General features: G+C 70.2%; 31 protein-coding genes and 2 tRNA genes. 7 read left to right on the forward strand and 26 right to left on the reverse strand.

Annotated features, from left to right (window positions below):
* Positions 1–3: 3 nt before the first annotated feature.
* Positions 4–555, reverse strand: coding sequence for a cofactor assembly of complex C subunit B (locus CJZ86_RS05890; protein WP_094585024.1), 552 nt, complete (start codon positions 553–555; stop codon positions 4–6).
* A gap of 92 nt (positions 556–647) precedes the next feature.
* Between CJZ86_RS05890 and CJZ86_RS05895 the strand changes: the two genes are divergently transcribed.
* Positions 648–1,313 carry a ribonuclease D gene (locus CJZ86_RS05895; RefSeq protein WP_094585025.1) on the forward strand — a complete coding sequence of 222 codons (666 nt, stop codon included), beginning with the start codon at positions 648–650 and terminating at the stop codon, positions 1,311–1,313.
* A gap of 36 nt (positions 1,314–1,349) precedes the next feature.
* Here CJZ86_RS05895 and CJZ86_RS05900 read toward each other — a convergent pair whose 3' ends face one another.
* Complete coding sequence (locus tag CJZ86_RS05900; RefSeq protein WP_094585026.1) at positions 1,350–1,607, reverse strand: DUF8658 family protein; 258 nt, start codon at positions 1,605–1,607, stop codon at positions 1,350–1,352.
* A 40-nt stretch (positions 1,608–1,647) separates the two neighbouring features.
* Complete coding sequence (locus CJZ86_RS05905; protein ID WP_094585027.1) at positions 1,648–2,898, reverse strand: lipid-A-disaccharide synthase-related protein; 1,251 nt, start codon at positions 2,896–2,898, stop codon at positions 1,648–1,650.
* Between the two features lie 44 nt (positions 2,899–2,942).
* Here CJZ86_RS05905 and CJZ86_RS05910 point away from each other — a divergent pair.
* Together CJZ86_RS05910 and CJZ86_RS16530 are read left to right on the forward strand one after the other, a co-directional pair.
* Positions 2,943–3,013 (forward strand) — tRNA-Cys (locus tag CJZ86_RS05910).
* Between the two features lie 141 nt (positions 3,014–3,154).
* Positions 3,155–3,304 (forward strand): hypothetical protein, encoded by a 150-nt coding sequence (locus CJZ86_RS16530; RefSeq protein ID WP_233133868.1) that lies wholly within the window; start codon positions 3,155–3,157, stop codon positions 3,302–3,304.
* Between the two features lie 96 nt (positions 3,305–3,400).
* Here the strand turns inward: CJZ86_RS16530 and CJZ86_RS05915 are convergent, their stop codons facing one another.
* The 3 genes from CJZ86_RS05915 to CJZ86_RS05925 all read right to left on the reverse strand — a co-directional run bounded on the left by CJZ86_RS05915 (position 3,401) and on the right by CJZ86_RS05925 (position 5,018).
* Positions 3,401–4,039, reverse strand: coding sequence for a class I SAM-dependent methyltransferase (locus tag CJZ86_RS05915; protein ID WP_094585028.1), 639 nt, complete (start codon positions 4,037–4,039; stop codon positions 3,401–3,403).
* Positions 4,040–4,305: 266 nt separating this feature from the next.
* Positions 4,306–4,827 (reverse strand): hypothetical protein, encoded by a 522-nt coding sequence (locus CJZ86_RS05920; RefSeq protein ID WP_094585029.1) that lies wholly within the window; start codon positions 4,825–4,827, stop codon positions 4,306–4,308.
* On the reverse strand, positions 4,824–5,018 hold the full coding sequence (locus CJZ86_RS05925; protein ID WP_094585030.1) for a DUF8639 family protein: 195 nt from the start codon (positions 5,016–5,018) through the stop codon (positions 4,824–4,826). The genes CJZ86_RS05920 and CJZ86_RS05925 overlap by 4 nt, the downstream gene beginning before the upstream one ends.
* Before the next feature lie 63 nt (positions 5,019–5,081).
* Here CJZ86_RS05925 and CJZ86_RS05930 point away from each other — a divergent pair, with 63 nt between their 5' ends.
* Positions 5,082–6,083 carry an aldo/keto reductase gene (locus tag CJZ86_RS05930; RefSeq protein WP_094585080.1) on the forward strand — a complete coding sequence of 334 codons (1,002 nt, stop codon included), beginning with the start codon at positions 5,082–5,084 and terminating at the stop codon, positions 6,081–6,083.
* Positions 6,084–6,088: 5 nt separating this feature from the next.
* Here the strand turns inward: CJZ86_RS05930 and CJZ86_RS05935 are convergent, their stop codons facing one another.
* Together CJZ86_RS05935 and purM are read right to left on the reverse strand one after the other, a co-directional pair.
* Positions 6,089–6,751, reverse strand: coding sequence for a DUF8655 family protein (locus tag CJZ86_RS05935; RefSeq protein WP_094585031.1), 663 nt, complete (start codon positions 6,749–6,751; stop codon positions 6,089–6,091).
* Between the two features lie 96 nt (positions 6,752–6,847).
* Positions 6,848–7,882 carry a phosphoribosylformylglycinamidine cyclo-ligase gene (gene purM, locus CJZ86_RS05940; RefSeq protein ID WP_094585032.1) on the reverse strand — a complete coding sequence of 345 codons (1,035 nt, stop codon included), beginning with the start codon at positions 7,880–7,882 and terminating at the stop codon, positions 6,848–6,850.
* Between the two features lie 434 nt (positions 7,883–8,316).
* On the opposite strand from purM, the gene CJZ86_RS05945 reads away from it, so the two are divergent.
* Positions 8,317–8,811, forward strand: coding sequence for a septal ring lytic transglycosylase RlpA family protein (locus CJZ86_RS05945; protein ID WP_094585033.1), 495 nt, complete (start codon positions 8,317–8,319; stop codon positions 8,809–8,811).
* 58 nt (positions 8,812–8,869) lie between these two features.
* Positions 8,870–10,465, forward strand: coding sequence for a bifunctional pantoate--beta-alanine ligase/(d)CMP kinase (locus CJZ86_RS05950; protein ID WP_094585034.1), 1,596 nt, complete (start codon positions 8,870–8,872; stop codon positions 10,463–10,465).
* Here CJZ86_RS05950 and CJZ86_RS05955 read toward each other — a convergent pair.
* From CJZ86_RS05955 to CJZ86_RS06000, 10 genes are all read right to left on the reverse strand, one after another.
* On the reverse strand, positions 10,462–11,004 hold the full coding sequence (locus CJZ86_RS05955; protein ID WP_094585035.1) for a low molecular weight protein-tyrosine-phosphatase: 543 nt from the start codon (positions 11,002–11,004) through the stop codon (positions 10,462–10,464). The genes CJZ86_RS05950 and CJZ86_RS05955 overlap by 4 nt on opposite strands.
* Positions 11,001–11,663 (reverse strand): C-phycocyanin alpha-cysteine-84 phycocyanobilin lyase subunit CpcF, encoded by a 663-nt coding sequence (gene cpcF, locus CJZ86_RS05960; RefSeq protein WP_094585036.1) that lies wholly within the window; start codon positions 11,661–11,663, stop codon positions 11,001–11,003. Before cpcF ends, CJZ86_RS05955 begins: the two co-directional genes overlap by 4 nt.
* Positions 11,663–12,484: a HEAT repeat domain-containing protein gene (locus tag CJZ86_RS05965; protein ID WP_094585037.1), complete on the reverse strand. Its 822-nt coding sequence runs from the start codon at positions 12,482–12,484 to the stop codon at positions 11,663–11,665. The genes cpcF and CJZ86_RS05965 overlap by 1 nt, the downstream gene beginning before the upstream one ends.
* Before the next feature lie 117 nt (positions 12,485–12,601).
* Positions 12,602–13,090: a C-phycocyanin subunit alpha gene (gene cpcA, locus CJZ86_RS05970; protein ID WP_015109240.1), complete on the reverse strand. Its 489-nt coding sequence runs from the start codon at positions 13,088–13,090 to the stop codon at positions 12,602–12,604.
* Positions 13,091–13,150: 60 nt separating this feature from the next.
* Positions 13,151–13,669: a C-phycocyanin subunit beta gene (gene cpcB / locus CJZ86_RS05975; protein ID WP_015109239.1), complete on the reverse strand. Its 519-nt coding sequence runs from the start codon at positions 13,667–13,669 to the stop codon at positions 13,151–13,153.
* A gap of 352 nt (positions 13,670–14,021) precedes the next feature.
* The gene (locus CJZ86_RS05980; RefSeq protein WP_094585038.1) at positions 14,022–14,873 is read right to left on the reverse strand and encodes a phycobilisome rod-core linker polypeptide; all 852 of its coding nucleotides are present in this window, start codon (positions 14,871–14,873) and stop codon (positions 14,022–14,024) included.
* 197 nt (positions 14,874–15,070) lie between these two features.
* A complete protein-coding gene (gene cpcA, locus CJZ86_RS05985) occupies positions 15,071–15,559 on the reverse strand; it encodes a C-phycocyanin subunit alpha (protein WP_015109240.1) in 489 nt (162 codons plus the stop codon).
* A gap of 60 nt (positions 15,560–15,619) precedes the next feature.
* A complete protein-coding gene (cpcB, locus tag CJZ86_RS05990) occupies positions 15,620–16,138 on the reverse strand; it encodes a C-phycocyanin subunit beta (protein WP_015109239.1) in 519 nt (172 codons plus the stop codon).
* Positions 16,139–16,589: 451 nt separating this feature from the next.
* Positions 16,590–16,847, reverse strand: coding sequence for a rod-capping linker protein CpcD domain-containing protein (locus tag CJZ86_RS05995; protein WP_094585039.1), 258 nt, complete (start codon positions 16,845–16,847; stop codon positions 16,590–16,592).
* 43 nt (positions 16,848–16,890) lie between these two features.
* Positions 16,891–17,736, reverse strand: coding sequence for a phycobilisome rod-core linker polypeptide (locus CJZ86_RS06000; RefSeq protein WP_094585040.1), 846 nt, complete (start codon positions 17,734–17,736; stop codon positions 16,891–16,893).
* A 291-nt stretch (positions 17,737–18,027) separates the two neighbouring features.
* On the opposite strand from CJZ86_RS06000, the gene CJZ86_RS06005 reads away from it, so the two are divergent.
* On the forward strand, positions 18,028–18,456 hold the full coding sequence (locus CJZ86_RS06005; protein ID WP_143594052.1) for a hypothetical protein: 429 nt from the start codon (positions 18,028–18,030) through the stop codon (positions 18,454–18,456).
* A 16-nt stretch (positions 18,457–18,472) separates the two neighbouring features.
* Here the strand turns inward: CJZ86_RS06005 and CJZ86_RS06010 are convergent, their stop codons facing one another.
* The 8 genes from CJZ86_RS06010 to CJZ86_RS06045 form a co-directional block, all read right to left on the reverse strand.
* Entirely contained in the window at positions 18,473–19,066 is a 594-nt protein-coding gene (locus CJZ86_RS06010; protein ID WP_094585042.1) for a chromophore lyase CpcT/CpeT, read from the reverse strand.
* A gap of 9 nt (positions 19,067–19,075) precedes the next feature.
* Positions 19,076–19,309: a hypothetical protein gene (locus CJZ86_RS06015; RefSeq protein ID WP_094585043.1), complete on the reverse strand. Its 234-nt coding sequence runs from the start codon at positions 19,307–19,309 to the stop codon at positions 19,076–19,078.
* 31 nt (positions 19,310–19,340) lie between these two features.
* Positions 19,341–19,413 (reverse strand) — tRNA-Phe (locus CJZ86_RS06020).
* A 30-nt stretch (positions 19,414–19,443) separates the two neighbouring features.
* Positions 19,444–19,920: a ComF family protein gene (locus tag CJZ86_RS06025; protein ID WP_094585044.1), complete on the reverse strand. Its 477-nt coding sequence runs from the start codon at positions 19,918–19,920 to the stop codon at positions 19,444–19,446.
* Positions 19,921–20,169: 249 nt separating this feature from the next.
* On the reverse strand, positions 20,170–20,442 hold the full coding sequence (locus CJZ86_RS06030; RefSeq protein ID WP_094585045.1) for a DUF2470 domain-containing protein: 273 nt from the start codon (positions 20,440–20,442) through the stop codon (positions 20,170–20,172).
* Between the two features lie 146 nt (positions 20,443–20,588).
* A complete protein-coding gene (locus CJZ86_RS06035) occupies positions 20,589–21,938 on the reverse strand; it encodes an FGGY-family carbohydrate kinase (protein ID WP_094585046.1) in 1,350 nt (449 codons plus the stop codon).
* Positions 21,913–23,172: a methionine adenosyltransferase gene (gene metK, locus CJZ86_RS06040; protein ID WP_094585047.1), complete on the reverse strand. Its 1,260-nt coding sequence runs from the start codon at positions 23,170–23,172 to the stop codon at positions 21,913–21,915. Before metK ends, CJZ86_RS06035 begins: the two co-directional genes overlap by 26 nt.
* 29 nt (positions 23,173–23,201) lie before the next feature.
* Complete coding sequence (locus tag CJZ86_RS06045) at positions 23,202–24,008, reverse strand: HAD family hydrolase (protein WP_094585048.1); 807 nt, start codon at positions 24,006–24,008, stop codon at positions 23,202–23,204.
* Positions 24,009–24,028 lie beyond the last annotated feature (20 nt).

Genomic DNA, 24,028 nt, shown 5'->3' on the forward strand with positions numbered 1-24,028 from the left:
GGCTCAGATCGGCGAGGAGAGCAGGGAGCCGTCGCTGGCCAGCTGGAGCCCGGGGCCCAGTTCCCGCTCGATGGCGATCAGTTCGTCCCGGTGGGCGCGCAGGCGCAGGGTGCTGCCGCCGTCGCTGTCGCCGCTGATCAGGCGCATCTCCAGGCTTTCGGGCCGGGCGGCCCGGCGCCGGTAGACCAACCCGGCCAGGGGCCCCACCAGGGCCAGCAGCAGGGGCCACCAGCCGAGGGAGGGCAGCACCTGGCGCAGCACCAGGCCCAGGCAGGCGGCCCCGACGCTGCCCAGCAGCGAGAGCAGCAGGGCGAGGGGCAGGCTGGAGCGCACCTGGCCGCGGAACCGCAGCAGCTGGCGCTCGGGATCGCCGGCCTCGGTCTGCCAGCCCCGGGCGGTGAGCCAGTCGGAGAGGCCCTCGAGCACCTGCACCGGCGGCTGGGGGGAGTGCACGTCCACCACCGTGGTGCGGTCCTTGCTGGCGGCCCTCAGAAAGAAGACCAGGCCGATGGCCATCAGCAGGGTGAGCAGGAGGGTGGAACCCAGGGTGGGCATGGCGGCGCAGCCTTTCGGGCCCGCATTCTGGCCCGGCCGGCCCGGTCGGCGGCCGCCGTGGGCGACGATGGCCGCCTCCCCCCTGTTCCCCCATGGCCCAGACCCCTTCCAGCGGCAGTGCCAGCCCCGGTCCGCCGGCCCGTTTCGCCGTCTTCGACCACGACCTCGACGCCGCCTGGGCGGAGCTGTTCGGCAAGGCCCGGGCCCTGGCGATCGACACCGAGGCCATGGGGCTGATCCATGGGCGGGACCGCCTCTGTCTGGTCCAGATCTGCGACGACGACGACAACGTCTGCTGCATCCGCGTGGCCCGGGGACAGACCGAGGCGCCGCGGCTGAAGGCCCTGTGCGAGAACCCGGCCATCGAGAAGGTGTTCCACTTCGCCCGCTTCGATGTGGCGGCGCTGGCGGAGAACCTCGGCATCGCCGTGGACCCCGTCTTCTGCACCAAGGTGGCCAGCCGCCTGGCCCGCACCTACGCCCCGCGCCATGGCCTCAAGGACGTGGTCAACGAGCTGGTGGGGGTGGAGCTCGACAAGCAGGCCCAGAGTTCCGACTGGGGCCGGGTGGAGGAGCTCAGCGACACCCAGCTGGCCTATGCCGCCGGTGACGTGCGCTGGCTGCTGGCCGCCCGGGACCGGCTGGAGGTGATGCTGCGCCGCGAGGAGCGCTGGGAGCTGGCTCGCCGCTGCTTCGCCTGCGTGCCCGTCTTCTCCGCCCTCGACCGGCAGCGGTTCAACCAGGTGTTCGAGCACTGAGCCCGGACGCGCTGGGCGGCCCGTCTGTGGTGGCGCTCAGTCCTCGATCATGAACAGGTCGTCTTCCCCGACCGAGCGCAGCTGGCCGTCGAACAGCTGACCCCGGTCGAGGCCGCTGGCCCTGGTTTCCTCCAGCAGGCGTTCTGCCAGGGCCAGCTTGCCGGCCGTGTCCCGGAGCCCTTCCTTGGCCGCCAGGATCTCCACCCGCCGGCGGGCCGCCGCCAGGCTGATGCCCAGCTGGGTGGCCAGATGACCGCAGGCGGCGTTGAAGCTGCGGTCGGGGATGCCGGGCATCGGTGCGGAGGACAAGGGGGCGGTCGGCCCCATCATCCCCCTACCCCGGCAGCAGCCGCTCCCGGATCAGGGCCGCCAGCCGGGCACTGCCGCCGGCCGGTCCCATGCGGCGCCGGCCGATGCGGCCCAGCCGGGCCCGCTCCCCATCGTCGGCCAGCAGGGCGAGCAGCCTGTGGCGCAGCTCGGCTGGGCCATGGCAGGGCTGCACCGCTCCCCCCAGCAGCCGGCTCTGGCGGCGGGCGAAGCCGGCCTTGAACTGGGGCCCTGGCCCCGGCAGCGACAGGGCCGGCACCCCCAGCCCCACCAGCTGTTCGGTGGCGGTGCCGGCGGTGGCCAGCCCCAGCTCCGCCAGCGGCGCCCAGGCCGCGAACCGGCCCGGACCCACCAGCAGCTCGAGGGGGCCGCGCCGCCAGAGGGCCGTGGCCCCGGAGCCCTCCGGCGGTGTGCCGGGGACGAAGCCCGCCGCCGTCAGGGGGGCGGCCAGTTCGGCGGCGTCGGGACGGGAGCCGGTGGCCAGCAGCACGCTCATCGGAGGGGACCCCTCGGCCGGCGGCAGGGCCGCCAGCAGGCCACGCAGGTTTCCGAGGGCTTCGGGCAGACGGCTGCCGGGCAGCAGCAGCAGGCGGCGCCGTCCCTGCAGCCAGGGGGGCAGCGGCGGGGCGGGGGCGAAGCCATCCATCATCGAATTGCCCGGGGCGACGGCCCGCACCCCGTGGCGCCGCAGCCCCCGGGCGGTGAGGCGATCCCGCACCGCCACCAGCCGGCAGCGGCGCCGGCCCATCAGGGCCCATTCCCAGGGATCCCATTCGCTGCCCTTGGCCCGGTGGTAGCCATCGGCCAGGGGGGAGCGGCCCCAACCGGAAGGAGGCGGTGAGGCCCAGGTGTGGTCGCTCTTCGGGGTGCCGAGGAAGCCGTAGGGGCCGCCCCCGGCCCAGGCCAGCAGCAGGGGCAGCAGGTCGCCCACCGCCAGGATCGGCAGACCCTGCCGGCCCCAGCGCCGCACGATCCGCCATTGGTGCCAGCTGAGCAGCGGCAGCCCGGCCGCCAGGTCCTGGAGCAGCCCCGTCAGGCTCTGGTTGCTGAAGCCGCCGCTGGGCAGCGGCTGCCGCGGGCCCACCCGCCGCAGCTCCCCGGCCGCCTCGGCGCCGGCGTAGGCCTGGCCGACCCCCACCAGCGGCAGCACGTCGACCTCCAGCCCGGGGGCCTGCTGCCTGAGGGCCTCGATCAGCCGCAGGGCGATCAGATCCTCCCCATGGCCGTTGCTCAGAACCAGCAGACGGGGGGAGGACATGCCATGGCTGATACGATCCGCTGCGGGGAGTTTGCTCCCCGGCAGGCGGCATGGCCAAGTGGTAAGGCAGAGGATTGCAAATCCTTTATCCCCAGTTCGAATCTGGGTGCCGCCTCTGCAACAACCGGGAGTCTCCTGGCCGCTCCCCAGTGCGTGGGCGGCCGGCACGGTGACCGCCCATGGGTGGCAGACTGCACCGGACACGCCGATGAGGACTGCGGTGGCAGCGAATTCCCCGGAAGAGCCGGATCCGTTCGTGGCTCTGCTCAGCGAGGAATGTCTGGAGATGCTTGAAAAGATCCAGGCCTATCGCGAAAGAATTCAGCTTCCCTCCACACCCAGAGCGATTCTGGAGGATGCCATCATCGAGTATTACACCGCACTCAAAAGAGTCGGTAACTGGTGAACGGTTGTTGGTGATCGGCCCGCCGTCATCCAGGTCCCACCGCCGTCATCAACCTGACTGATTCTCAGCCCGGCTGATCCCCAATCCATCAGCGCCTCAAGGGGTCTGATCGTCCCGCCGGCCGGGCGGCCGGCGTGGTCCCTCCCCGAGGATCAGATCCGCCCGCTTCCTGTGCAGACTCATGGAGGCTTCCGTCAGCACGACCCACTGGGCCAAGGTGGAGCAGTGCTCGCTGAAGGGCGGGAGATCCAGACGCAGGGGACGCCAGGCGCCCGCATCGATCTCCTGATTGAGTCTGGACTGGGGCAGATCATCATTGGTGACGATCAGCCAGCGGTACTTGCTCTTGAAGTGGTCGAGATATTCCCGCACCAGCGTGTTGGGAAGGTGCTGCAGCACATCCTTGACAAGGATCAGATCGGCAGGGGGGAGGCTGGTCAGGTCCTCGAACAGCTGGAAGTGAACCGTGTCGCTGGCATGGCGTTCGCGGTTGGCCGCCACCACCGAATCGACGATGTCGACGCCTGTGTAGGTGATGTCCCCCCAGTGGATCAGGCGGGAGAACTGCCAGTCGCCGCACCCGAAATCAACGACGCTGCCGATGTCGTTGAGGCGCAGGAAGCGCTGCAGGGTGGCGATGTATTCGCCGTTGAACTCCGGCCGGGATCCCTGTCCCGAGCCTCCCCCCCAGGTGTCACGTTGATAGATGCGGGTGAAGGCGTCCTTGGTCGACATGCCGTCCGGCGGGTCGTCGGCACCCTAGCGGCGACGTTCGATCGACTCGCCGTTGCCTCTCAGGGGAGAACGCCCATGAGCAGCGAGATGATGGCGAAACCCACAACGCCCACCAGGGCCAGCAGGGACGTGGATGGGGGCATGGCCATCTCCCGGACGGGTCAATCATAAAGAGAATCTGAAGAGCGGCGTTCCTGTCTGTGGCCTTCGTTGCCGATCGTCATTTCCGTCTCCCTCGCCCTCTCGCCCACCCGCTCCCGGTCGGCTCAGGGGGCGGCCTCCACCCGCCACTGCCGCCCTTCCGGGCCGGTGGCCTCGCAGCGAAAGGAGCGATCGTCGAGCAGGCACTGTCCGCTGGCCAGCTCGGCCCTGGTCAGCCCGAGCGCCGCCTCCCCGTCACCGAATCCCGCCTGACCCACGGCGCTGACCCGCAGCCGCACCGGCCAGCGCGGCTCACAGCGGCTCCGGTGGCAGGCCATGGCGGCGGAGCCTTCCGCCAGCACCCCGGCGAAGACGAGCTGGCGGTCGAGAAAGGAGTGGTCGCCACCGGGCTGCAGGAACCGGACACTGAGCAGACCCTCCATCTGCTGGTCCAGCCGCAGCAGGCGGCAGCTGGCCGGGGGCGGCACCGGGCCCGTGCTGGAGGGGGTGATGACGCGGCAGCGGCGCAGGGGCCTTTCCCAGCGACCGAAATCGTCCCCGGACAGTTCCCGGGCCCCCAGGGGCGCCCACAGGACACCCAGGACCACCAGCAAGGCCAGTCCCGCCAGGCCCGGCCGGAGCTTCAATAGCCCGAATCGGCGACGCAGATGCCCTGGCAGCTGATCCCGTTGCTGGCGGTCCGGCCGCAGTGGTGGCAGAGCACCGGATCGGCGGCGGGGCCAGGGGGCGTGGCCGCGGCGGACTTGTCGGCGGCGGCAAGCACGGCGGCGGGCCTGGCCGGGGAGGGCGCCGACCCGAGGGCCGCTGGATTGGTCATCGCGTGTCCCCGGGGGGAGGATCGGATCGATCATGGCTACGGACCGGGACCTGCGTGATCGCCATGGCCGACCCTGCCGCCATCCTGCCCGCTCCGGAGTCGTCCGTCCCCGGGGTCGGGGTCGGCACCTGGGCCTGGGGCAACCAGTTCCTCTGGGGGTACGACCCCGCCCAGGACGAGACCCTGGCCGCCTGCTTCCGCTGCGCGGTGGAGCTGGGGCTGACGTTCTTCGATACGGCCGATTCCTATGGCACCGGCCGCTACGGGGGACGCAGCGAGTCGCTCCTGGGCGACTTCGTCGAGGCCCTGCCGCCGGCCCGGCGCCAGAGGCTGACCGTGGCCACCAAGCTGGCCCCGTTCCCCTGGCGCCTGGGCCGCCGGGGGTTCGAGGCGGCCTTCGAGGCGTCCCGGCGGCGGCTGAGGGGCCACCTGGACAGGGTGCAGCTGCACTGGAGCACGGCCCGCTACGCCCCCTGGCAGGAGGGGGCCCTGCTGGAGGGACTGGCGGATCTGGTGGCAGAGGGCCGGGTGGGCAGCCTGGGGGTCTCCAACCTGGGGCCCCGCCGCCTGCGCCGGGTGCACGAACAGCTGGCCCAGCGCGGCCTGCGTCTGGCCAGCCTGCAGGTGCAGCTCTCCCTGCTGGCCCCTGAGGCGCTCGCAGACCAGGGGGTGGCTCCGGTCTGCCGGGAGCTGGGCATCGAGCTGCTCGCCTACAGCCCCCTGGCCCTGGGGCTGCTGGCCCAGTCCCCGGGGGAGGCCCGGGCGGCGCTGCCTCCGGGACCGCGGGGCCTGCTGTTCCGGCGCCTGCGGCCCCGCATCCAGCCGCTGCTGCAGACCATGGAGCGGATCGCCCGCGTCCACGACGCCCCGATGGCGGCCGTGGCGATCAACTGGTGCCGGGCCCACGGCGCCCTGCCCCTGGTGGGCATGCGCCGGCCCGATCAGGCCGAAGCGGCGGCGGCCGCCGCCACCTGGTGCCTTGAAGAGGAGGAACGGCGGGATCTGGACCGGGTGGCGCTGCGCTGCGAGGCGCGCATGCCCGCCAACCCGTTCCAGAGCGGCTGACGACCTCAGGCGCTGAGGGCGTCGGCCGGGTCGGGACTCAGCACCACCGGCAGGGCCGCCGGCCGCGGCTGGGGGGCTTCGGCCCGCTGCAGCAGCCGGACCACCTGGGGATCGGCCGTTTCGCCGCTGAGGGCGCCGTCCTCACCGGGGCCGCAGGCGCTGAGGGCCTCCTGCAGCAGGGAGTCGAAGGTGGAGCCGGGCAGCCGATGGCGGGCCAGTTCGAGGAAGGCGCGGGCCAGGGATTCGCCCGCGGCCGCCCGCAGCGCCGGGTTGGAACGCCGCAGTTCCTGCTCCTGGGCGATCGAGTTGAGAAACCGCTGGGTGATGTCGCGCTTGGTGGTCGCCCGGATCCGGGTGTCCTGGTCGGCCTCGCTCAGGTGGGTCTGGGCCTCCAGCTCCTGCAGACGGCGGTTGAGGCTGTCGAGAACGTCCTGGGCCTCCTTATTGATATGGGTGAGCTGGCCGTCGGAGAGCCGCGGCAGGTCGGCCACATAGACCTTGCCGTGGTCCCGCAGGGTCAGGAAGGTGGGGCGCTGGCCGCCCGTGCCTTCGCGCTGCAGCGGGGCACCGGCGTCCCGCAGGCGGGGACGGGGCTGCTGGGGGCGCTGGGGCGGGATCGGGCCGGCGGAACTGCGGCGGCGCGTGATGCGTCTGGACGTATCGAACATCGGGCAACGAACTCTTCGGAGCGGGAGGGAGCCTGGTCGTGTCGGCAAAGACGCTGACGACCTTAGGAAAAGCGATGCATCAGGACCTGAGCCGCCTCAGTGCGGCAATCCGGCCAGGGGAATCTCGCCGGGGTCGCCCGCCGCGACGCCGCCCAGCTCCCAGGCCGTATGGCCCGAAGAGCGACAGAGCTCGAGGGTGGCGCTCAGGGCCTCGGGCGGCACCACCAGACAGAAGCCGACCCCGAGATTGAAGGTGTTCCAGAGGTCGGCCTCCGGCACCTGTCCCTTCTCCTGCAGCCAGCGGAACAGGGGCGGGCGCTCCCAGCTGCCCGGGTCGACCACGGCGTGGACCCCCGGCGGCAGGCAGCGGGGCAGGTTCTCCGGCAGGCCACCGCCGGTGATGTGGGCCATGGCGTGGAGGGGCAGGCCGGAGCGGCGCAGGTCCTTCACCAGGGCGGCATAGAGAAAGGTGGGGGTGAGCAGGGCGTCGATCAGCCCCTGGCCGGTGGCGGGCAGCGGCGTGGCGGTGTCGACGGCCTCGGCCTCGAGGATGCGCCGCACCAGGCTGAAGCCATTGCTGTGGACACCGCTGCTGGCCACCGCCACGATCCGGTCGCCGGCGGTCACCCGCGTGCCGTCGATCCGCTCGTCCTCCTCCACCACCGCCACGCAGAACCCGGCCAGGTCGTAACGTCCGGTGCCGTAGAAGCCCGGCATCTCTGCGGTCTCGCCCCCCAGCAGGGCACAGCCGCTCTGGCGGCAGCCGTCGGCGATGCCCTCCACCACCTCGGCCATGGCCTCGGGGCCGAGCTTGCCGGTGGCGATGTAATCAAGGAAAAAGAGGGGTTCGGCGCCGCTGGTGATCACGTCGTTGACGCACATGGCCACCAGATCGATGCCCACCCCGTGGTGGGCGCCGTGGGCCTGGGCCAGTTCGAGCTTGGTGCCCACCCCGTCGGTCCCGGCCACCAGCAGGGGACGCTTCATCCCGGCCGGCAGCCGGCAGAGCCCGCCGAAGCCCCCCAGTCCGCCCAGCACCTCCGGCCGTCGGGTCGTCTCGACGCTGTCCCGGATGCGTTCCACGAAGGCGCGGCCGGCGGCCACGTCCACGCCGGCAGAGCGGTAGTCCATGGGCAAGGGTCAGCGCTGCACCGATCCTGCATCGGCACGGGGCCGCGACGGGCCGGAAGGGCGCTGGATGGCCCCTTCGCGTGGACGATCCCGGGATTGGCCCACACTTCCATCGCCGCGGCTTATGGAACCAATCAAATCCACTGATGTTTCGATAGCGCCGATGGGCCAGTCAGGCCAGTGGACGCCTGGAAGGGTGGCAAAGATGAAGAAAACTGATCGATCCGGGGGGTCGCCAGAGCTCCTCCATGGCCCTGCGGACTTCGGATAGTTTTCCGGGGTCGTCATTTTCTGTAAGGAATTCGCCAGGCCCATTCGGTCCCGTTCACCTCAGCCAACACCGCTTCAGGTTCCGGTTGTCGTCAACGTCCGAATGCAGTCACCGAGGAAGTCCCTTCCCCGCCTGTCTGCTCCGCCGGTGCATTCCGCCTGTCATGCGAGTCACTCAACTCCTGGGCACCGCCGCCCTCCTCTTCACCAGCAGCATCGCCCCGGCCCAGGCCGGCTCCCTTACTGCCCCGCAGGCGCCAGGGAGTTCCGTTGCCATTCGCCCCGCCGACTTTCCCTCCAACTGGGATCGCTTCGTTGAAGAGATCCGCACCGTCCCCACGGCCAGCAACCTGGTCGCTTCCGCCGGTCGGGTCACCACCGGTGAGGCCAGCTGGTACGGCCCCGGTTTCTTCGGCAACCGCACCGCCAGTGGCGAGGTGCTCCGCCCCGGCACCCTCACCGCCGCCCACCGCACCCTGCCCTTCGGCACCATGGTGCGCGTCACCAACCTCTGGAACGGCCGTTCCGCCGTAGTGCGCATCAACGACCGCGGTCCCTTCCATGGTCGGCGGGTGATCGATCTGGCCCACGGTGCCGCCAAGGAGCTTGGCCTCACCGCCAGTGGCATTGCCGACGTGAAGCTGGAAGTCCTGCCCTGACCCCTCGCTCCGGCCGCGGTCGGAACGTTGTCCATCAGCCCATCCGCCAATCTGGCGGATGGGCTTTTCCTTTGTGCCGGTGCGACTGCTTCAGACCCTGGCCGACCTGAGCGACTGGCGCCGCGGCCAGGCCGGGCGGCCGCTCCATTTCGTGCCCACCATGGGCAGCCTTCACGAGGGCCATCAGCAGCTGTTGCGGCGGGCCTCGGCGGCCGTCTCCGCTGGCCGGCCCGCCGTGCTGCTGAGCGTGTTCGTCAATCCACTCCAGTTCGGGCCGTCCGAGGATTTCGCCCGCTATCCCCGCGATCTGGCCGCCGATGCGGCCCTGGGGGCGGCGGCCGGCGCCGAGGCCCTCTTCGCCCCCTCCGTGGCGGAACTGTTCCCCGACGGCGAGGAGGAGCTCACCGGGGTGGTCCCTCCGGCCGGCCTGCGCCGGTCCCTGTGCGGCCCCGGTCGCCCCGGCCATTTCGAGGGGGTCGCCACCGTCGTCTGTCGCCTGCTGGCCCTGGTGCGGCCCGATCGCCTCCTGCTGGGGGAGAAGGACTGGCAGCAGCTCACGATCCTGCGCCGCGTCGTCGCCGATCTGGCCCTGCCGGTGACGGTCCAGGGCTGCGCCACCGTGCGGGAGGCGGATGGGCTCGCCTGCAGTTCCCGCCATCGCTACCTCAGTGCCGCCGAGCGTGAACAGGCGACGGCGCTGCCGGCCGCCCTGGGGGCGGCCCTGGCGCTCTGGCGGGGCGGCACCGCCAGTGCCCCGGCACTCACGGCGGCGGTGACCGGGGAGCTGGAGGCGTCGGGACTCGGCGTGGAGTATGTGCAGCTCGTCCATCCCTTTACCCTGGCTGCGGTGTCCGGCGCCGCCGGGATGTCCCTGCTGGCCGCCGCCGCCCGCTGCGGCAGCACCCGCCTGATCGATCACATCTTTCTGATGAACCGCCCGCCGATCGTCGCCATCGATGGCCCCGCCGGGGCGGGCAAGAGCACGGTCACCAGGGCCTTCGCCCGCCGCCTGGGCCTCCTCTACCTCGACACGGGCGCCATGTACCGGGCCCTGACCTGGTGGGTGCTGCACCGGGGCGTGGACCCGGCCGACCCCGACGCCATCGCCCCCCTGCTCGCCGACCTCGACCTGCGGCTGGAGAGCGACGCCGCCGGGGAGCAGCGGGTGAGGGTCAACGGCCATGAGGTGAGCGAGGCGATCCGTGGCCCGGAGGTCACCGCGCAGGTCTCCACCGTGGCCGCCCACGCCTGCGTGCGGGCGGCCCTCACCCGCCAGCAGCAGGCCATGGGCCGGCGGGGCGGCCTGGTGGCGGAGGGCCGCGACATCGGCACCGCCGTCTTCCCGGAAGCCGAGTGCAAGGTGTTCCTCACCGCCACGGTGGCGGAGCGGGCCCGTCGCCGGGCGGCGGATCTGGCCCAGCGTGGCTTCGAGGTGCCGGCCCTGGCGGAACTGGAGGCCCAGATCGCCGAGCGGGATCACCGTGATTCCAGCCGCGCCGAGGCCCCCCTGCGCCAGGCGGACGACGCGGTGGAGCTGGTCACCGACGGCCTGGCCATCGACGCCGTGATCCAGCGGCTGGTCGACCTGTTCCGCGAGCGGGTGCCGGAGGACGCCTGGCCGGGCCCGTCCCCCCTGGAGGGGACTGCGCCCTAGCGGGTGCCCTGGCCGGGGCCCTGATCGGCCTTCAGGGCCTCCAGCAGGCCGCCACAGGCGTCCTCCAGCAGGTCGAGCACCCGATCGAAGCCCTCTTCGCCGCCGTAGTAGGGATCGGGCACCTCCTCGACGCTGTAGCGGCGGCAGTAGCGGGTGAGCGGGCCGATGCGGGCGGCGGGCTCCCCCCGCCCGGCCAGGCCCTGCACCGCCTCCAGGTTCTGCCGGTCCATCGTCAGCACGTGGTCGAAGCGGCTCAGGTCGTCCGTCGTGATCTGGCGGGCCCGGCTGGGCAGGACGATGCCCCGGCGGGCGGCGGCGCTGCGCATGCGGGCGTCGGCGGGGCGGCCCACGTGCCAGTCTCCGGTGCCGGCCGAGTCCACCGTGAAGGCCTGCTCCAGTCCCTGGCGGGCGATCAGGTGCAGGAAGACCCCTTCGGCGGCCGGGGAGCGGCAGATGTTGCCGAGGCAGACGAACAGGATGCCGGTGGGGCGGCCGGCTTCGGAGCGGCTCGTCCCGGCGGTCGGATCAGGGGAGGTCATCGGTTGTCCAGTCGCTTCAGGGCCACACCGGCCCGCAGGCGCACCACCAGAGTCTCCTCCTGCTCCGGCTGCAGGAGCTGGCTGAGGCCCGCCACGGCCCGTTGGCGGTGGGGATGGGGCGGGGAGAGGGGCAGGGCCAGGCCCTCGAACCCCACGGCCACGGCATAGCGCACGACCCATTCGCCGTCGCTGCGGCCCGCTTCGAGGGCCTCCAGGCAGCGCAGGCGGATCCCTTCCCGCTCCTGCTCGGCCAGGCTCTCCAGCCGCAGGGCCCCCAGGCCACTGGCGGCGGCCCGGCGCACGCTGGGCCCGACGTCGGTGGCCAGGGCGTCCTCGAGCACGTCCAGCCCGCGCGGGTCGCCGATGCCCGCCAGCGCCCGGACGGCCCAGGCCCTGGCGCCGTAGTTGTGGGCATCCAGATTGGCCAGCAGGGGCCCGACGGCCGCCGGGCCGATTGCGATCAGGCCGTCCACGGCGGCGACGGCGGCCCCGGGATTGTTGAACCCCAGCACCTGCACCAGCTGGGGCACGGTGGCCAGGGGGTCGTCGCAGTCGGTCAGCCGGCGGGTGGCCGCCACCAGCTCCTCGGCGCTGCCGGCCCGCTCGAAGGCCCGGATCCGGTCGGCCGCGCGCTGGGAATCTCCGCTTCCGGCCGTCATCACAGCAGGGCGTCCATCGCCATCAGGAGGGCCTCATCATCGCTGTCCGCCTCACTGCCGCTGCCGGAGCCGCGGCCATGCTCGACCAGCCCCCGCAGGGCGATCAGCTTGAGGCTGTTCTCGGCGAAGGTGCGCCGGATCGGCTCCAGGGCGGGCCGCCATCCCACCGCCCCCAGATCCATCAGGGCCGCACGGCGCACCTGCAGCTGGGGATGCTGCAGCAGCTGGAGCAGTTCGTCCGCCCAGACCGTCTCCCCGGTGAGCTGCAGCAGGGCGCGACAGGCGGCGCTGCGGACCAGGGGCCTCTCGTGGGCGGTGAAGGGGCGGATCACGTCCAGCACCTCCGCCTGCGCCTCACCGATCGCCCCCAGGGCCTCCAGCATCGCTTCGCAGGGTTCCTGCAGCCGGGGGCTGTCGCTGCGGCCGGCGCCGGCGACGGCGGGGCCGCTGGCCAGCCGGCGGATCAGCAGGGGGACCGCTGCCGTCGCCCGAAGTTCGCCGAGGGAGCGGGCCGCGGCCTCCCGCAGGCCGTCGTCGGCGTCGTCGAGCACCGCCAGCAGCTCGGGCACGGCCCGCGCGTCGGCGATCTTGCCCAGGGCCCGGGCCGCGTTGCGGGCCACGGCGTTGTGCTCGACACCGGCACCCGGATCCCGGGGCTGGCGCTGGGTGAGGGCGGCGAGCAGCAGGGGAACGGCCTCCGGGTGCCGGCTGCGCATGCGCCCCAGCCACCAGGCCGCGTAGTACTGACGGGATTGGTCGTCGGTCTGGCGAAGCTGCTCCAGGGCCTCGGCTTCGCTGATCGGTTCGCCGTCACCGGCCATGGTTCTGCGCACGTGCGAGGGGGCTCGGGGAATGCTGCCATCCCCGGGGCCGGCGGGATCCGGCCAGAAAAAAGGGCCCCCCGAAGGGGACCCCGAGACAACGATGGCCGCGAGAGCTCAGACGAGAGCGCTGATGGCGTAGTCGATGTAGTTGTTGGCGATGACGCCGGCATCGCCGGAGACGCCGTGGTTGGCCTTGATGTAGGTCAGGGCCTCGACGTACCAGGAGGGGGAGAGTTCGAAGGTGCGGTTGATCTCGTCGAGACCAGCGACCAGGTACTCATCCATGGGGCCGGTGCCACCGGCGACCAGGCAGTAGGTGACCATGCGGAGGTAGTAGCCGATGTCACGGGCACACTTGGCCTTGCCGCGGGCGTCGGAGGCGTAGTTGCTCCCCTGCATCTGGGTGGTGTAGGGGAACTTGTTGTAGACGGCCTGGGCGGCGCCGTTCACCAGGGAGTCGGCGTTGGCGGTGAGGGCCTTGGCAGCTTCCAGGGCGTTCTTGGCGCGCTCGAAGCGGCCGAAGGCGGCGTTGAGCTCGGTGTTGGACAGGAAGCGGCCCTGGGAATCAGCGGCTGCGACGGCCTCGGTGAGGGGAGTCTTCATGGGGAGGGTGTTAAGGAGAAGGTGAACCGAAAGATGAGGCGACGATCAGTCGACGACTGATCAGGCGACAGCAGCGGCTGCGCGATCGAAGTAGGTGCCGATTTCGGACATCAGGGAGGAGCAGTCGCCCTGGGTGATGCCGTTGCGATCGTTGGCGATGGCGATGGCTGCGTCCTTCATCTTGCGGATGCCTTCGGCGACGGAAGCGCCGGGCACGCCGAGGGCCAGGTAGGTCTCGCGGAGGCCGTTGAGGCAGCGATCTTCCAGGACGGAAGCGTCACCGGTGAAGACGGCGTAGGTGACGTAGCGGAGAACGATCTCCATGTCGCGCAGGCAGGCAGCCATGCGGCGATGGGTGTAGGCGTTGCCGCCGGGGGCGATCAGGGCGGGCTGCTGATCGAACAGATCGCGGGCCGCGTTGGTGACGATCTTGGAAGCGTTGGAGGTGATGCGGTTCACGGCATCCATGCGCTTGAAGCTGTCAGCGACGACGCCGGAAAGGGCATCGATCTGACCAGCGTTGAGGAATTCGCCGCGGGCATCAGCCTGAGCAACGACCTTGGTGAAGGCGTCGAACATTGAGTTAGCTCCTGTTCTCGACGTCGAACGTCGTGGTGGGGTGGGTAAGGGGGGTGGGAACGCCAAGGACGTTCACCTGTGCTGGGCACGGACTTATTGTCTGAAAGAATCGCGCCAGGATCCGTGAAGTTTACAAAGGGTCATCGGTAGTCGTTGGTCTTCTCTGGCCGGGGTCAGTCGTGGGCCTGTTGGGCACGCCATCTAGGGCCTGATCTGTGCCTTCATGAACACTCAGGAGCTGCGATCCTGCAGCGATCCCGGTGCAGCCAGGCCATGAAAAAGCCCCTTTCGGCATCACGCCGAAAGGGGCCGGGAGGCAGAAGGCCGTGGACCTGAGCGGTGGAACTGACCGTCAGTTCACAGGGGTCACGCTGGCGACCCGTCCGCCCTGGCGATGGATCATCTGCTGGGCTTCCAGCAGTTTGTTGAAGGGCACGAAGCGAACGGTGTTGCTGCGCTTGTGCAGGCGGTACTCGTTGAGTCCGGTCACTTCGATGCGGTACACCTTGGCCTTCTGGCCGATGCCCTTGGCCATCTTGGTGATCGATTCATTGGCCACCTGGCTGGGCTGGAAGGCCGAACCCTTGGCGTTGGGGCTCACCACGGGAACGGCGCGGTTCTGGTGCAGGGCCTTGCCGAGTCGGAAGTTGGTGCCGGCGGTGTCTCCTTTGACCGAAGCTGCGGCGCCCCGGGCCAGCTGCATCAGCCAGGAGAACTGACGACCCTGCTGGCCGGCGGAGTAGTCCCAGCCGGTCAGGTAGGGGACCACTTCCTCCCCGAAGCGCTCCTGGTATTCGGCGCTGTCGATGTAGGAATCGATCTCGGCATCAACACCCTGCTCTTGCAGGATGGTGAAGTGATGCAGCATCTCCGCCTTGTTCTGGGGGGCACGGCCCAGCAGATGCTTGAAGTTGAGCTCAATGAAGTGATACGGGTTGCAGTTCTCGAAGAACTTGGCACGGTAGAGGCCACTCTTCGCCACGGCACGCACGAATTCGCGCACGCTCAGATAGCCGTTGCGGAAGAGGGATTCAGCACCCTCGAGACGCTCGCTCTCCATGATGTACTGGCGTCCGAGCACCTGCTGATAGACGGTGCGGATGATTGTGCTCTTATCCTGATCGGACGCATTTGACCAGTTTTCCTTGTTGCGGTCGTTCGCGAAGCGTTCGATGCCCAGATAGGGCGCATTGACGAGGGTCATGGATGGCGGGCCAGAAGGGGGAGGACTGCACGCGTACGGTGCGCCGTTCTGATCCTATGAGGAAGTCCGCACAGGATTTCAAGATGATGTTCGATCGTTACAGCAGATGAGAACCCGCAAACGCCACAACAGGTGAATCCGGCCAGAAAAAAAAGGCCCCCCGAAGGGGACCCCGAGACAACGATGGCCTTGAGAGCTCAGACGAGAGCGCTGATGGCGTAGTCGATGTAGTTGTTGGCGATGACGCCGGCATCGCCGGAGACGCCGTGGTTGGCCTTGATGTAGGTCAGGGCTTCGACGTACCAGGAGGGGGAGAGCTCGAAGGTGCGGTTGATCTCGTCGAGACCAGCGACCAGGTACTCATCCATGGGGCCGGTGCCACCGGCGACCAGGCAGTAGGTGACCATGCGGAGGTAGTAGCCGATGTCACGGGCACACTTGGCCTTGCCGCGGGCGTCGGAGGCGTAGTTGCTCCCCTGCATCTGGGTGGTGTAGGGGAACTTGTTGTAGACGGCCTGGGCGGCGCCGTTCACCAGGGAGTCGGCGTTGGCGGTGAGGGCCTTGGCAGCTTCCAGGGCGTTCTTGGCGCGCTCGAAGCGGCCGAAGGCGGCGTTGAGTTCGGTGTTGGACAGGAAGCGGCCCTGGGAATCAGCGGCTGCGACGGCCTCGGTGAGGGGAGTCTTCATGGGGAGGGTGTTAAGGAGAAGGTGAACCGAAAGATGAGGCGACGATCAGTCGACGACTGATCAGGCGACAGCAGCGGCTGCGCGATCGAAGTAGGTGCCGATTTCGGACATCAGGGAGGAGCAGTCGCCCTGGGTGATGCCGTTGCGATCGTTGGCGATGGCGATGGCTGCGTCCTTCATCTTGCGGATGCCTTCGGCGACGGAAGCGCCGGGCACGCCGAGGGCCAGGTAGGTCTCGCGGAGGCCGTTGAGGCAGCGATCTTCCAGGACGGAAGCGTCACCGGTGAAGACGGCGTAGGTGACGTAGCGGAGAACGATCTCCATGTCGCGCAGGCAGGCAGCCATGCGGCGATGGGTGTAGGCGTTGCCGCCGGGGGCGATCAGGGCGGGCTGCTGATCGAACAGATCGCGGGCCGCGTTGGTGACGATCTTGGAAGCGTTGGAGGTGATGCGGTTCACGGCATCCATGCGCTTGAAGCTGTCAGCGACGACGCCGGAAAGGGCATCGATCTGACCAGCGTTGAGGAATTCGCCGCGGGCATCAGCCTGAGCAACGACCTTGGTGAAGGCGTCGAACATTGAGTTAGCTCCTGTTCTCGACGTCGAACGTCGGGATTGGGTGGGTAAGGGGGTCGAGTCTGGAGCGTCAGTCCGGGGGGAGGGCTGACGTCGACTGCGTCGTTGCTTTCGATGATCGCCTGGCCAGGGCCGGGCATCGCTCCGAAAGACCTACCTATTGTTGGGGAAGGCGTCCGGTGGATGGGGGTGCCTTAATAAATGGTCACCACCGCCTGGATCCAAACGGCCGCAATGGTTCTGGCCATCTGGCCGGCCGCTGGGGTTCAGCCTGGACGGTTCATCCAGCGGATGGGTGTAAGGCCCGGTGTCCCGAGCCTCGAATCCGGCCCATGCACCCGGCCCATGCACCCGGCCCATGAACAGGGGCCCATGAAAAAGGGCCCATGAAAAAGGGCCCCCTCGGAGGGGGCCCCATCGAAAGGCCGAACTGTGGTCTGGTCCTGGGCTGGCCTCAGCCTTCGGCCTTCGCCTTGCCCTTGCGGGGGGCCGGCGCCTCGGCGCCCGTACCGCCGCCGGTCACGGAGACACTGACGATCTTGCCGCCCATGGCGTGGACGAGACGCATGGTCTCGTTCATGCGGGTGAACGGCACGTTCATGACCATGTCCGCGGTGCGGGAGTAGTCGTTGTTGTTGACGCCGGTGACGGTGAACGCCACCTGGCGGGAACTGTTGAGGCCGGTGCCTCGGGTACCTGCGGAAACCTTCATGGATTCGGAGGGGTAGGGGGTTAAGGCTGAACGGGAGTCCGGTTCAGTTGACCGGGGTGATGCTGGCGATGCGGCCGCCTTCGCGGAGGATCTGCTGCTGGGTCTGGAGCAGCTTGTTGAAGGGGATGAAGCGCACCCGGTTGCTGCGCTTGTGCAGGCGGTAGTTGTTGAAGCCGGAGATCTCGACCCGGAAGGTGCGTCCCTCTTCACCGGCGCCCACGCCCTGGCGGGTGACGCCATCGGTGGAGACCTTGCGGAAGACGCTGCCGCGAGCGTTGGGGCTCACCACCGGCATGGGGGCTTCCGCATGCACCGAGGGGTTGAGGCGCGACTGGTTCTTGAGCAGATCGCCCCGAACCGAGGCGCCCACACCCCGGGTCAGCTGGAGCATGTAGGAGAACTGCAGGCCCTGCTGGCCGGAGGAGTAGTCCCAGCCGTGCAGGTAGGGAACCACCTCTTCGCCGAAGCGGTTCTGGTACTCGGCGCTGTCGAGGTAGGAGTCGATCTCGGCGTCGTAGCCCTGCTCCTGCAGGATCGTGAAGTGATGCAGCATCTCGGCCTTGTTCTGGGGTGCCCGGCCCAGAAGATGCTTGAAGTTCAGCTCGATGAAGCGGTAGGGGTTGCAGTTCTCGAAGAACTTGGCCTTGTAGAGCCCGCTCTTGGCCACCTGGCGCACGAACTCCCGCACGCTGAGGTAGCCGCGTTTGAAGAGGGACTCCGGACCCGAGAGCCGCTCGCTGGTCATGACGTACTGATTGCCGAGCACCTGCTTGTAGACGGCGCGGATCAGGGCGGCCTTGTCGTTTTCGGTGGCGTTCGTCCAGTTTTCCTTGTTGCGGTCGCTGGAGAAACGCTCGATGCCCAGATAGGCAGCGTTGGCAAGTGTCATGAGCGTGGGTGCCGGGGGAGAGGCGTTGGAGAGAAGGTCGGTGGGCAGGGCGCTTGGTCTCTGCGGATTGCAGCTGCGGATCTGCGACTGCGAATCTGCAGTGGCGGATCTGCAGAGGCCTTCGGGGACGGCTGCAGGAAACGTCCCGATCATGGGCTGCAAGGCGGATCCTATGGGCCTGTACGCTCGCCACGACAGGGTTTTCAGAATCGTTACAAATCCCCCGGCCGGGGCCACCCCTGGCGGGTCGGCCCCACGCCGATACCATCCGGCCATCATCCCGGTGCCGTCATGGCTTCTGTTGTGTCCCCATCCGAGGACTCCTCCCTCCGGTTGGCCGATCAGCTGCAGGTGTTGTCCCAGGTGGCCGAAGCGCTCACCTACCGCCTGCTGGAGCTCGAGGAACGGCTCGGGGGCCACGAGGATCGCATCGGTGCGCGGTTGGAGGAGGTCGCCGACCTCGAGGCCACCCATGGGGCCGCCATGGACGAGCGCCTGGGGGACACCGAAGAGCGCCTGGCCAGGATCGAGGCGGCCCTGCGGGGTCTGGATCGCGCCGGCACCTCCCGCCATCTGCAGGCGGTGCAGCCGCCGGCGCTGCAGCAGGAGCCGCCGGCCTCCCTGCCGGTGGCGGAATCCTTCGATCTGGGCCAGGAGGAGATCGATCCCTTTCTGGACGAGGGGGAGCAGCCCTTCATGGACGAGCTGATCGCCGGCTGAACGGGCCCCTGCCCGATCAGATCTCCAGCCAGGCGGCGGGCAGTTCGCCGCGGTAGTCGTCGGTGCGTTCGAATTCGAAGGGGCCGGCCAGGGATCCCCAGAGCTGCTCATGGGTGGCCGGGTCGTGGCCCCGGTCGATGGTGCGCATGCCCCGGGAATCGATCTCGAAGCTGCTGACCAGGTAGGCGAGGCTTCCCTTGCGCTCCACGAGGCAGCGGCACCCGGGTTCCACCTCGCCGGCGAACCCCTCGCCCACCTCCCGCACCACGTAGGTGCAGCCCTCGAGGGGCAGGAGGTCGCTCTCCGCGATGCTGCGGCGTCGCTCTTCATCCTCGATGGCGCCCCAGAAACGCTGCTCGTCCTGGAGGGCCTGGTTGTGGATGATCAGGTCGCCGTCGCGGCGCTCGGCCCGCAGCACCCGGATCCTGTAGGGCGTGCCGGGTGAGATGGCGTAGGACTGCTCCAGCAGCAGCGAGCCCGGGGCCAGGTGGGGCAAGGGCCGGAACTTGACCAGGATGTGGGCGTAGATGGGCGGATTGTCGAAGGCCTGGCTCTGGTTGCTGAAGCCACCGCTCAGGAGCTGGAGAAGGCGGGCGAGGGAGCTGCTCATGGGCGCCACCTAAAGGTCGAGGAGGCGGATCCTGAAGGCCCCCACCTGGCGGGCCATGGCCGGATCAGCTTCGGCGAACGGGTGGCCAGCCACCCGGCCGAGGATCGCCTCGAGCTTTTCGGCGGTCGAGAGCCCGTGGGAGGGATCCTGTCGACTGTGCTCCTGCCAGGCCTCATCGAACGCCTGGGCGAAGCTGTCGGCGTTGTTGAAGATCTGGCTGGAGGTCGAGGGCTGATGGGGCATGGTGATGGGCTGCAGAGCAGTCCGCACGCAATGCCAGGACCCAGATTTGAACTGGGGACACGGCGATTTTCAATCGCCTGCTCTACCAACTGAGCTATCCCGGCCCGTCGCCGAAGCGACGATGGGATCTTAGATCACGGCCCGCTGGGGGGGCGGCCCGTCCGGGTGCGCCCCCGGGGCGTACGGGCCAGGCAGAGGAGTCCCACCACCTGCCAGCCGAGGGTCTCCAGGGCTGTGGCGGCGCTGCAGCCGGTGGCCCCGCTGGTGAGGATGTCGTCGACGATCAGGACCGGCCGGCCCAGGGCTTCGCCGAGGCGGGGGCCCCGGCGACAGCGGAAGGCCCCCTCCTGGTTGGCCAGGCGCAGGGTCCTGCCGAGGTGGTGCTGGCCCAGCACGGGCCGTGACCGCTCCAGCAGATCGGCGCGGCGATAGCCCAGCTGGCGGACGAGCTCCTGGCAGACCAGCGCCGGCAGGGGATTGCCCTGCCGTTTCCAGCTCGGCACGGGCACCATCAGCGGCCGCTGCCGCCACTGGGGCAATCCCTCCGCCAGCACCTTCACGAGGGCGCCGACCCCGGCGGGCTCAGGCCGCTGCCGCAGCCCGAGCAGCAACCGCCGCAGCTCGCCGTCGTAGGCCCCGGCCGCCCACCAGAGCAGGGGCTCGTTGCCCCACAGGGCCCCGGCCGGCAGGGGCAGGCGGCGGCGGCAGTCCGGGCAGGCCGCTCCGGCCCCGTGCTGCGGCGGTTGCAGGCCACGGCACAGGGGGCAGGGGGTGGCGGCGAACCAGTCGAGCGGAAGCCGGCTCAGGCGTGCGAGAAGGGTCAGGGGTCCGGCGCCGCCGGCGGCGGCGCAGTCGCTGCTTCAAGCCTTCCCGGGGAGCGACCGCAGCATGGCCACCAGGGTGCGGTGGGCGTCCTCGCTGTCAGTGAGGGCGTGGTCGAAGGGCACCTCCACCCGGGTGCCGTCCACTTCCAGGCGCATCGCCTCGGGCTCCACGGCCACCATCCGGGCCTCACTGGCCTCGGTGCAGCCGCCGTAGTGGCGGGCGTAGGCCAGGACGGCCTCGGCGTGGTCGTCGTTCATGTGCTTGCAGATGCGGTCGCTCACTGCAGCAGTGAGGGGATCGGCGGCCATGGGTTCAGGTCGGTTGGGGGAATTCTGGGATCAGGCGCCGGCGAACCGCTGCCAAAGCAGCAGACCCAGCCGCACGCCGCTGAAGCCCACATAGCCGGCCAGCACGACGAACAGGGCCATGGCGAGGATCGATTTGAGACGTTCGTTCATGGCCGGGGCGAGACGGATTCGGCCCCCATCCTGGAGCTGGCCCGCGCCAGCAGGGCCATGCCCAGGGCCGCCGTGCGTTTCGGTCGGTTCAGCACCGGGATCCCCAGGGCGCGCGTCCGCAGGGCCCGCCACTGGCTGTTGCGGGCGCCGCCGCCGACGCTGATCACCCGCCGCAGGGCCGGGGCCCCCAGCTCCCGCAGCCGCCGCCAGCCCGTCACCTCGATGGCGGTGAGACCCTCCAGCAGGGCCTGGAGATAGCGGGCATCACTGGCGGGCCTCGGCTCCAGGATCGGCTCCAGCGCCGGGTCGTCCACCGGGAAGCGCTCGCCCCGGCGGCTCAGGGGCTGAAGGGCCAGCCCCGTGGGACGATCCGGCGTGATCTGGCGGCTCAGTTCGGCGATCTGGGCGTCGTCGAAGAAGCGGCGCAGGATGCCGGCGCCTGCGTTGGAGGCTCCCCCCGCCAGCCAGCGGCCGCCCACCCGGTGGTTGCTGAGCCCGGCCCCGGCCAGGGGGGCGTCCACGAACTGCTTCAGCACCAGGGTGGTGCCCAGCACGGTGATGCCATCGCCCTCCTGGGGATCGGCGGCCAGCACCGCGGCGTTGGCATCGGTGCTGCCGGCCACCACCTGGCAGTCAGCCGGCAGGCCCAGGCAGGCCGCCGCCGGCGGAGCCAGCCGCCCCAGGCGGCTGCCGCTGCTGCGGATCCCCGGCAGGGCACCGGCACCCAGGCCTTCGGCCACCCCCGCGAGCCAGCGGCCCTGCTGCAGGTCCCAGCCCAGCCGCACGTTGTTGCCCTCCTCGCCCCAGCGCCAGTCGTCCAGCAGCCAGCCCATCAGCCAGTCGGCCTGGTGGCGCAGCAGCAGGCCTTGGGCGAGGCCCGTCTCCCGGGCCAGGGACTGCAGACGCAGGGCCCGGGCCAGGCTGCCGCTGCTGCTGGCGGCGGGATGGTCGGCCCACGCCCCGCTCTCCGCGTCCCACGCCCCTTTCCCCGCGGCCAGCAGGGTGGCGATGGCCCCGGCCTGCTCCGGACAGGCCTGGTGGTAGGGGAGGGCGTCCGCCAGGGGCGGCGGCAGTAGGCGGCCTCCTGGACCGCAGGCCAGGAGCGTGCCGGAGGTGCCATCGATGGCGACGGCCGCCACCCGCCGGCGGACCTCCTCGGGCACGGCCGCCAGCAGATCGATCAGGCCCTGCCGCCAGGCCTCGGGATCCTCGAAGCGGCCCGGGTAGGGGGACTGCCGCTCCAGAACGGGGCTGGCGGGGTCCCCGTCGGGAGCGCCGGCCTCGGCCAGAACGGCCAGGCGCAGGCCGCTGCTGCCGAGGTCAACCCCCAGATACAGCGCTGACACGGCTCGCCGTGGCCTGCTTCAGGGTGGCGGCGATGGCGGTCACGTCCTCCCAGGGGAGGTCGAGGTCCTTGCGGCCGAAGTGGCCGTAGGCGGCGACGTCCTGGTAGAAGCGTCCGCCCCGCTGCTGGGGCAGTTCCCGCAGGCCGAAGGCTTCGATGATGGCGCCGGGGCGCAGGTCGAAGTGCTCCTGCACCAGGGCGGTGAGGTCGGCGTTGCTGAGGGCGCCGGTGCCGAAGCTCTCCACCAGGATGCTCACGGGCCGGGCCACGCCGATGGCGTAGCTGAGCTGCACCTCGGCCTTGTGGGCCAGGCCGGAAGCCACCAGGGCCTTGGCCACGTAGCGGGCGGCGTAGGCGGCGGAGCGGTCCACCTTGGTGGGGTCCTTGCCCGAGAAGGCGCCGCCACCGTGGCGGGCATAGCCGCCGTAGGTGTCGACGATGATCTTGCGGCCCGTCAGCCCCGCGTCGCCCTGGGGGCCGCCCACCACGAACTTGCCGGTGGGGTTGACGTAGAAGCGCGTGCCCTCCGTGGTGGGCTTGAGGGGCAGATCGGCCGTGGCGGGCAGCACCACGTGGGACCAGAGGTCCTCCCTGATGCGTTGCTGCACCGCCTTCTCGTCGCTGATGCCCTCCACTTCGGCGGTGTGCTGGGTGGAGATCAGGATCGTGTCGATCGCCACGGGGCGGTCGTTCTCGTACACCACGCTCACCTGGGTCTTGCCGTCCGGGAGCAGGTAGCCGAGGCTGCCGTCATGGCGCACCTGGGCCAGCCGCAGTGCCAGCCGGTGGGCCAGGCTGATCGGCAGCGGCATCAGCTCCGGCGTCTCGTCGCAGGCGTAGCCGAACATGATGCCCTGGTCGCCGGCCCCCACCTTGTCGAGGGGGTCGCCGTCGTGGTCGTCAGCCTCATCCACACCCTGGGCGATGTCGGGCGACTGCTGATCGAGGGCGATGAGCACGGCGCAGCTGCGGGCATCGAAGCCGCCGGCACGGGCGCCGCTGTAGCCGATCTTCTCGATCACGCCCCGCACCAGGGTGTTGAAGTCGACGCGGGCGTTGGTGGTGACTTCCCCCGTGATCAGGCAGAGGCCGGTGTTCACCACGGTCTCGCAGGCCACCCGGCTGGAGGGATCCTGGGCCAGCAGCGCGTCGAGCACGGCGTCGCTCACCTGGTCGCAGATCTTGTCGGGGTGGCCTTCCGTCACCGATTCCGAGGTGAAGACGAAACGGCTCATAGGGGAGTGGGGTCAGTCGATGGCTGAGCTTATTCCCCCCGGTTCGCCGGTCCTGGCACCACGGCGAGCTCCTGCCAGTGGTCCAGCTGCAGGAAGGAGCCATCCAGCGCCACCGGCCTTCGCCAGCCCGCCCGATAGCCGAGCACCACCGGCACCCCGGCGGCCCGCGCCATGCGCAGGTCGCTGTTGGCGTCGCCCACCAGGGCGCAGCACTCTGCCGCCACACCCAGTTCCTCGCACAGGCCGTGGATGGCGGCGGGGTCGGGCTTGCGGGGCTGGTGCTCGGCGCTCCAGATGGCGTGCACGTAGGCGGCCAGATCGTGGGCGGCCAGGAAGGCCTCGATGCCTTCCACATGGTCGTTGCTGATCACGGCGCAACGCACTCCCGCCTGGCGCAGGGCCTCCAGCAGGGGCCGCAGGCCGGGGGTGGGGGCCGGCCGCTGTTCACTCCCCTGGCCGTGGAGGCCATCGGTGCTGGCGAACACCGCCTCGGCCATGGCCAGGGCTTCGGGCCAGCCGAAGCCCACCTGGGCCAGGGCGGTGCCGGTGGCCACCAGGTTCTGGTCGCGGCTGCCGACCGCCATCGTGCCGGCCGGGTGGATCCCTTCGGCGGAAAGGCCGTAGGCACGATGCAGAAGGGCGCCAAGGTCGCGGAGGCGCTCCGGGTCGCCCTCGGCCTGGCCGGCCAGGGCCAGACAGTGAAAGACCCTGGCCTGAGCCAGGGCCTCGAGCATCGGTTCGCTGTGGCTCATGGTGCCGTCCTTGTCGAACAGCACCACCTTCAGTGGCCCGTCCCCGCAGGGCAGCGGGGTGCCCCGCAGGGAAAGGTGAACCATCGTCAGCGGATCCGAGCCGT

The organism is Synechococcus sp. BO 8801 (genome assembly GCF_002252675.1).
GTDB lineage: Bacteria > Cyanobacteriota > Cyanobacteriia > PCC-6307 > Cyanobiaceae > Cyanobium.

What these genes read in the sequence shown, in the direction of transcription:
- CJZ86_RS05905 (WP_094585027.1), bottom strand. Translation starts at nt 2,898, where the DNA reads ATGTCCTCCCCCCGTCTGCTGGTTCTGAGCAACGGCCATGGGGAGGAT.
- CJZ86_RS06005 (WP_143594052.1), top strand. Translation starts at nt 18,028, where the DNA reads ATGGCTTCTGTTGTGTCCCCATCCGAGGACTCCTCCCTCCGGTTGGCC.
- CJZ86_RS05955 (WP_094585035.1), bottom strand. Translation starts at nt 11,004, where the DNA reads ATGACCTCCCCTGATCCGACCGCCGGGACGAGCCGCTCCGAAGCCGGC.
- CJZ86_RS06030 (WP_094585045.1), bottom strand. Translation starts at nt 20,442, where the DNA reads ATGGCCGCCGATCCCCTCACTGCTGCAGTGAGCGACCGCATCTGCAAG.
- CJZ86_RS06045 (WP_094585048.1), bottom strand. Translation starts at nt 24,008, where the DNA reads ATGGTTCACCTTTCCCTGCGGGGCACCCCGCTGCCCTGCGGGGACGGG.
- cpcB (WP_015109239.1), bottom strand. Translation starts at nt 16,138, where the DNA reads ATGTTCGACGCCTTCACCAAGGTCGTTGCTCAGGCTGATGCCCGCGGC.
- CJZ86_RS05965 (WP_094585037.1), bottom strand. Translation starts at nt 12,484, where the DNA reads ATGGCCGGTGACGGCGAACCGATCAGCGAAGCCGAGGCCCTGGAGCAG.
- CJZ86_RS05980 (WP_094585038.1), bottom strand. Translation starts at nt 14,873, where the DNA reads ATGACCCTCGTCAATGCGCCCTATCTGGGCATCGAACGCTTCGCGAAC.
- CJZ86_RS06010 (WP_094585042.1), bottom strand. Translation starts at nt 19,066, where the DNA reads ATGAGCAGCTCCCTCGCCCGCCTTCTCCAGCTCCTGAGCGGTGGCTTC.
- CJZ86_RS06015 (WP_094585043.1), bottom strand. Translation starts at nt 19,309, where the DNA reads ATGCCCCATCAGCCCTCGACCTCCAGCCAGATCTTCAACAACGCCGAC.
- CJZ86_RS05895 (WP_094585025.1), top strand. Translation starts at nt 648, where the DNA reads ATGGCCCAGACCCCTTCCAGCGGCAGTGCCAGCCCCGGTCCGCCGGCC.
- metK (WP_094585047.1), bottom strand. Translation starts at nt 23,172, where the DNA reads ATGAGCCGTTTCGTCTTCACCTCGGAATCGGTGACGGAAGGCCACCCC.
- CJZ86_RS05900 (WP_094585026.1), bottom strand. Translation starts at nt 1,607, where the DNA reads ATGCCCGGCATCCCCGACCGCAGCTTCAACGCCGCCTGCGGTCATCTG.
- CJZ86_RS05995 (WP_094585039.1), bottom strand. Translation starts at nt 16,847, where the DNA reads ATGAAGGTTTCCGCAGGTACCCGAGGCACCGGCCTCAACAGTTCCCGC.
- purM (WP_094585032.1), bottom strand. Translation starts at nt 7,882, where the DNA reads ATGGACTACCGCTCTGCCGGCGTGGACGTGGCCGCCGGCCGCGCCTTC.
- CJZ86_RS05925 (WP_094585030.1), bottom strand. Translation starts at nt 5,018, where the DNA reads ATGACCAATCCAGCGGCCCTCGGGTCGGCGCCCTCCCCGGCCAGGCCC.
- CJZ86_RS06000 (WP_094585040.1), bottom strand. Translation starts at nt 17,736, where the DNA reads ATGACACTTGCCAACGCTGCCTATCTGGGCATCGAGCGTTTCTCCAGC.
- cpcF (WP_094585036.1), bottom strand. Translation starts at nt 11,663, where the DNA reads ATGACGGCCGGAAGCGGAGATTCCCAGCGCGCGGCCGACCGGATCCGG.
- cpcA (WP_015109240.1), bottom strand. Translation starts at nt 15,559, where the DNA reads ATGAAGACTCCCCTCACCGAGGCCGTCGCAGCCGCTGATTCCCAGGGC.
- CJZ86_RS05945 (WP_094585033.1), top strand. Translation starts at nt 8,317, where the DNA reads ATGCGAGTCACTCAACTCCTGGGCACCGCCGCCCTCCTCTTCACCAGC.
- CJZ86_RS05950 (WP_094585034.1), top strand. Translation starts at nt 8,870, where the DNA reads ATGGGCTTTTCCTTTGTGCCGGTGCGACTGCTTCAGACCCTGGCCGAC.
- cpcB (WP_015109239.1), bottom strand. Translation starts at nt 13,669, where the DNA reads ATGTTCGACGCCTTCACCAAGGTCGTTGCTCAGGCTGATGCCCGCGGC.
- CJZ86_RS05890 (WP_094585024.1), bottom strand. Translation starts at nt 555, where the DNA reads ATGCCCACCCTGGGTTCCACCCTCCTGCTCACCCTGCTGATGGCCATC.
- cpcA (WP_015109240.1), bottom strand. Translation starts at nt 13,090, where the DNA reads ATGAAGACTCCCCTCACCGAGGCCGTCGCAGCCGCTGATTCCCAGGGC.
- CJZ86_RS05930 (WP_094585080.1), top strand. Translation starts at nt 5,082, where the DNA reads ATGGCCGACCCTGCCGCCATCCTGCCCGCTCCGGAGTCGTCCGTCCCC.
- CJZ86_RS05915 (WP_094585028.1), bottom strand. Translation starts at nt 4,039, where the DNA reads ATGTCGACCAAGGACGCCTTCACCCGCATCTATCAACGTGACACCTGG.
- CJZ86_RS05935 (WP_094585031.1), bottom strand. Translation starts at nt 6,751, where the DNA reads ATGTTCGATACGTCCAGACGCATCACGCGCCGCCGCAGTTCCGCCGGC.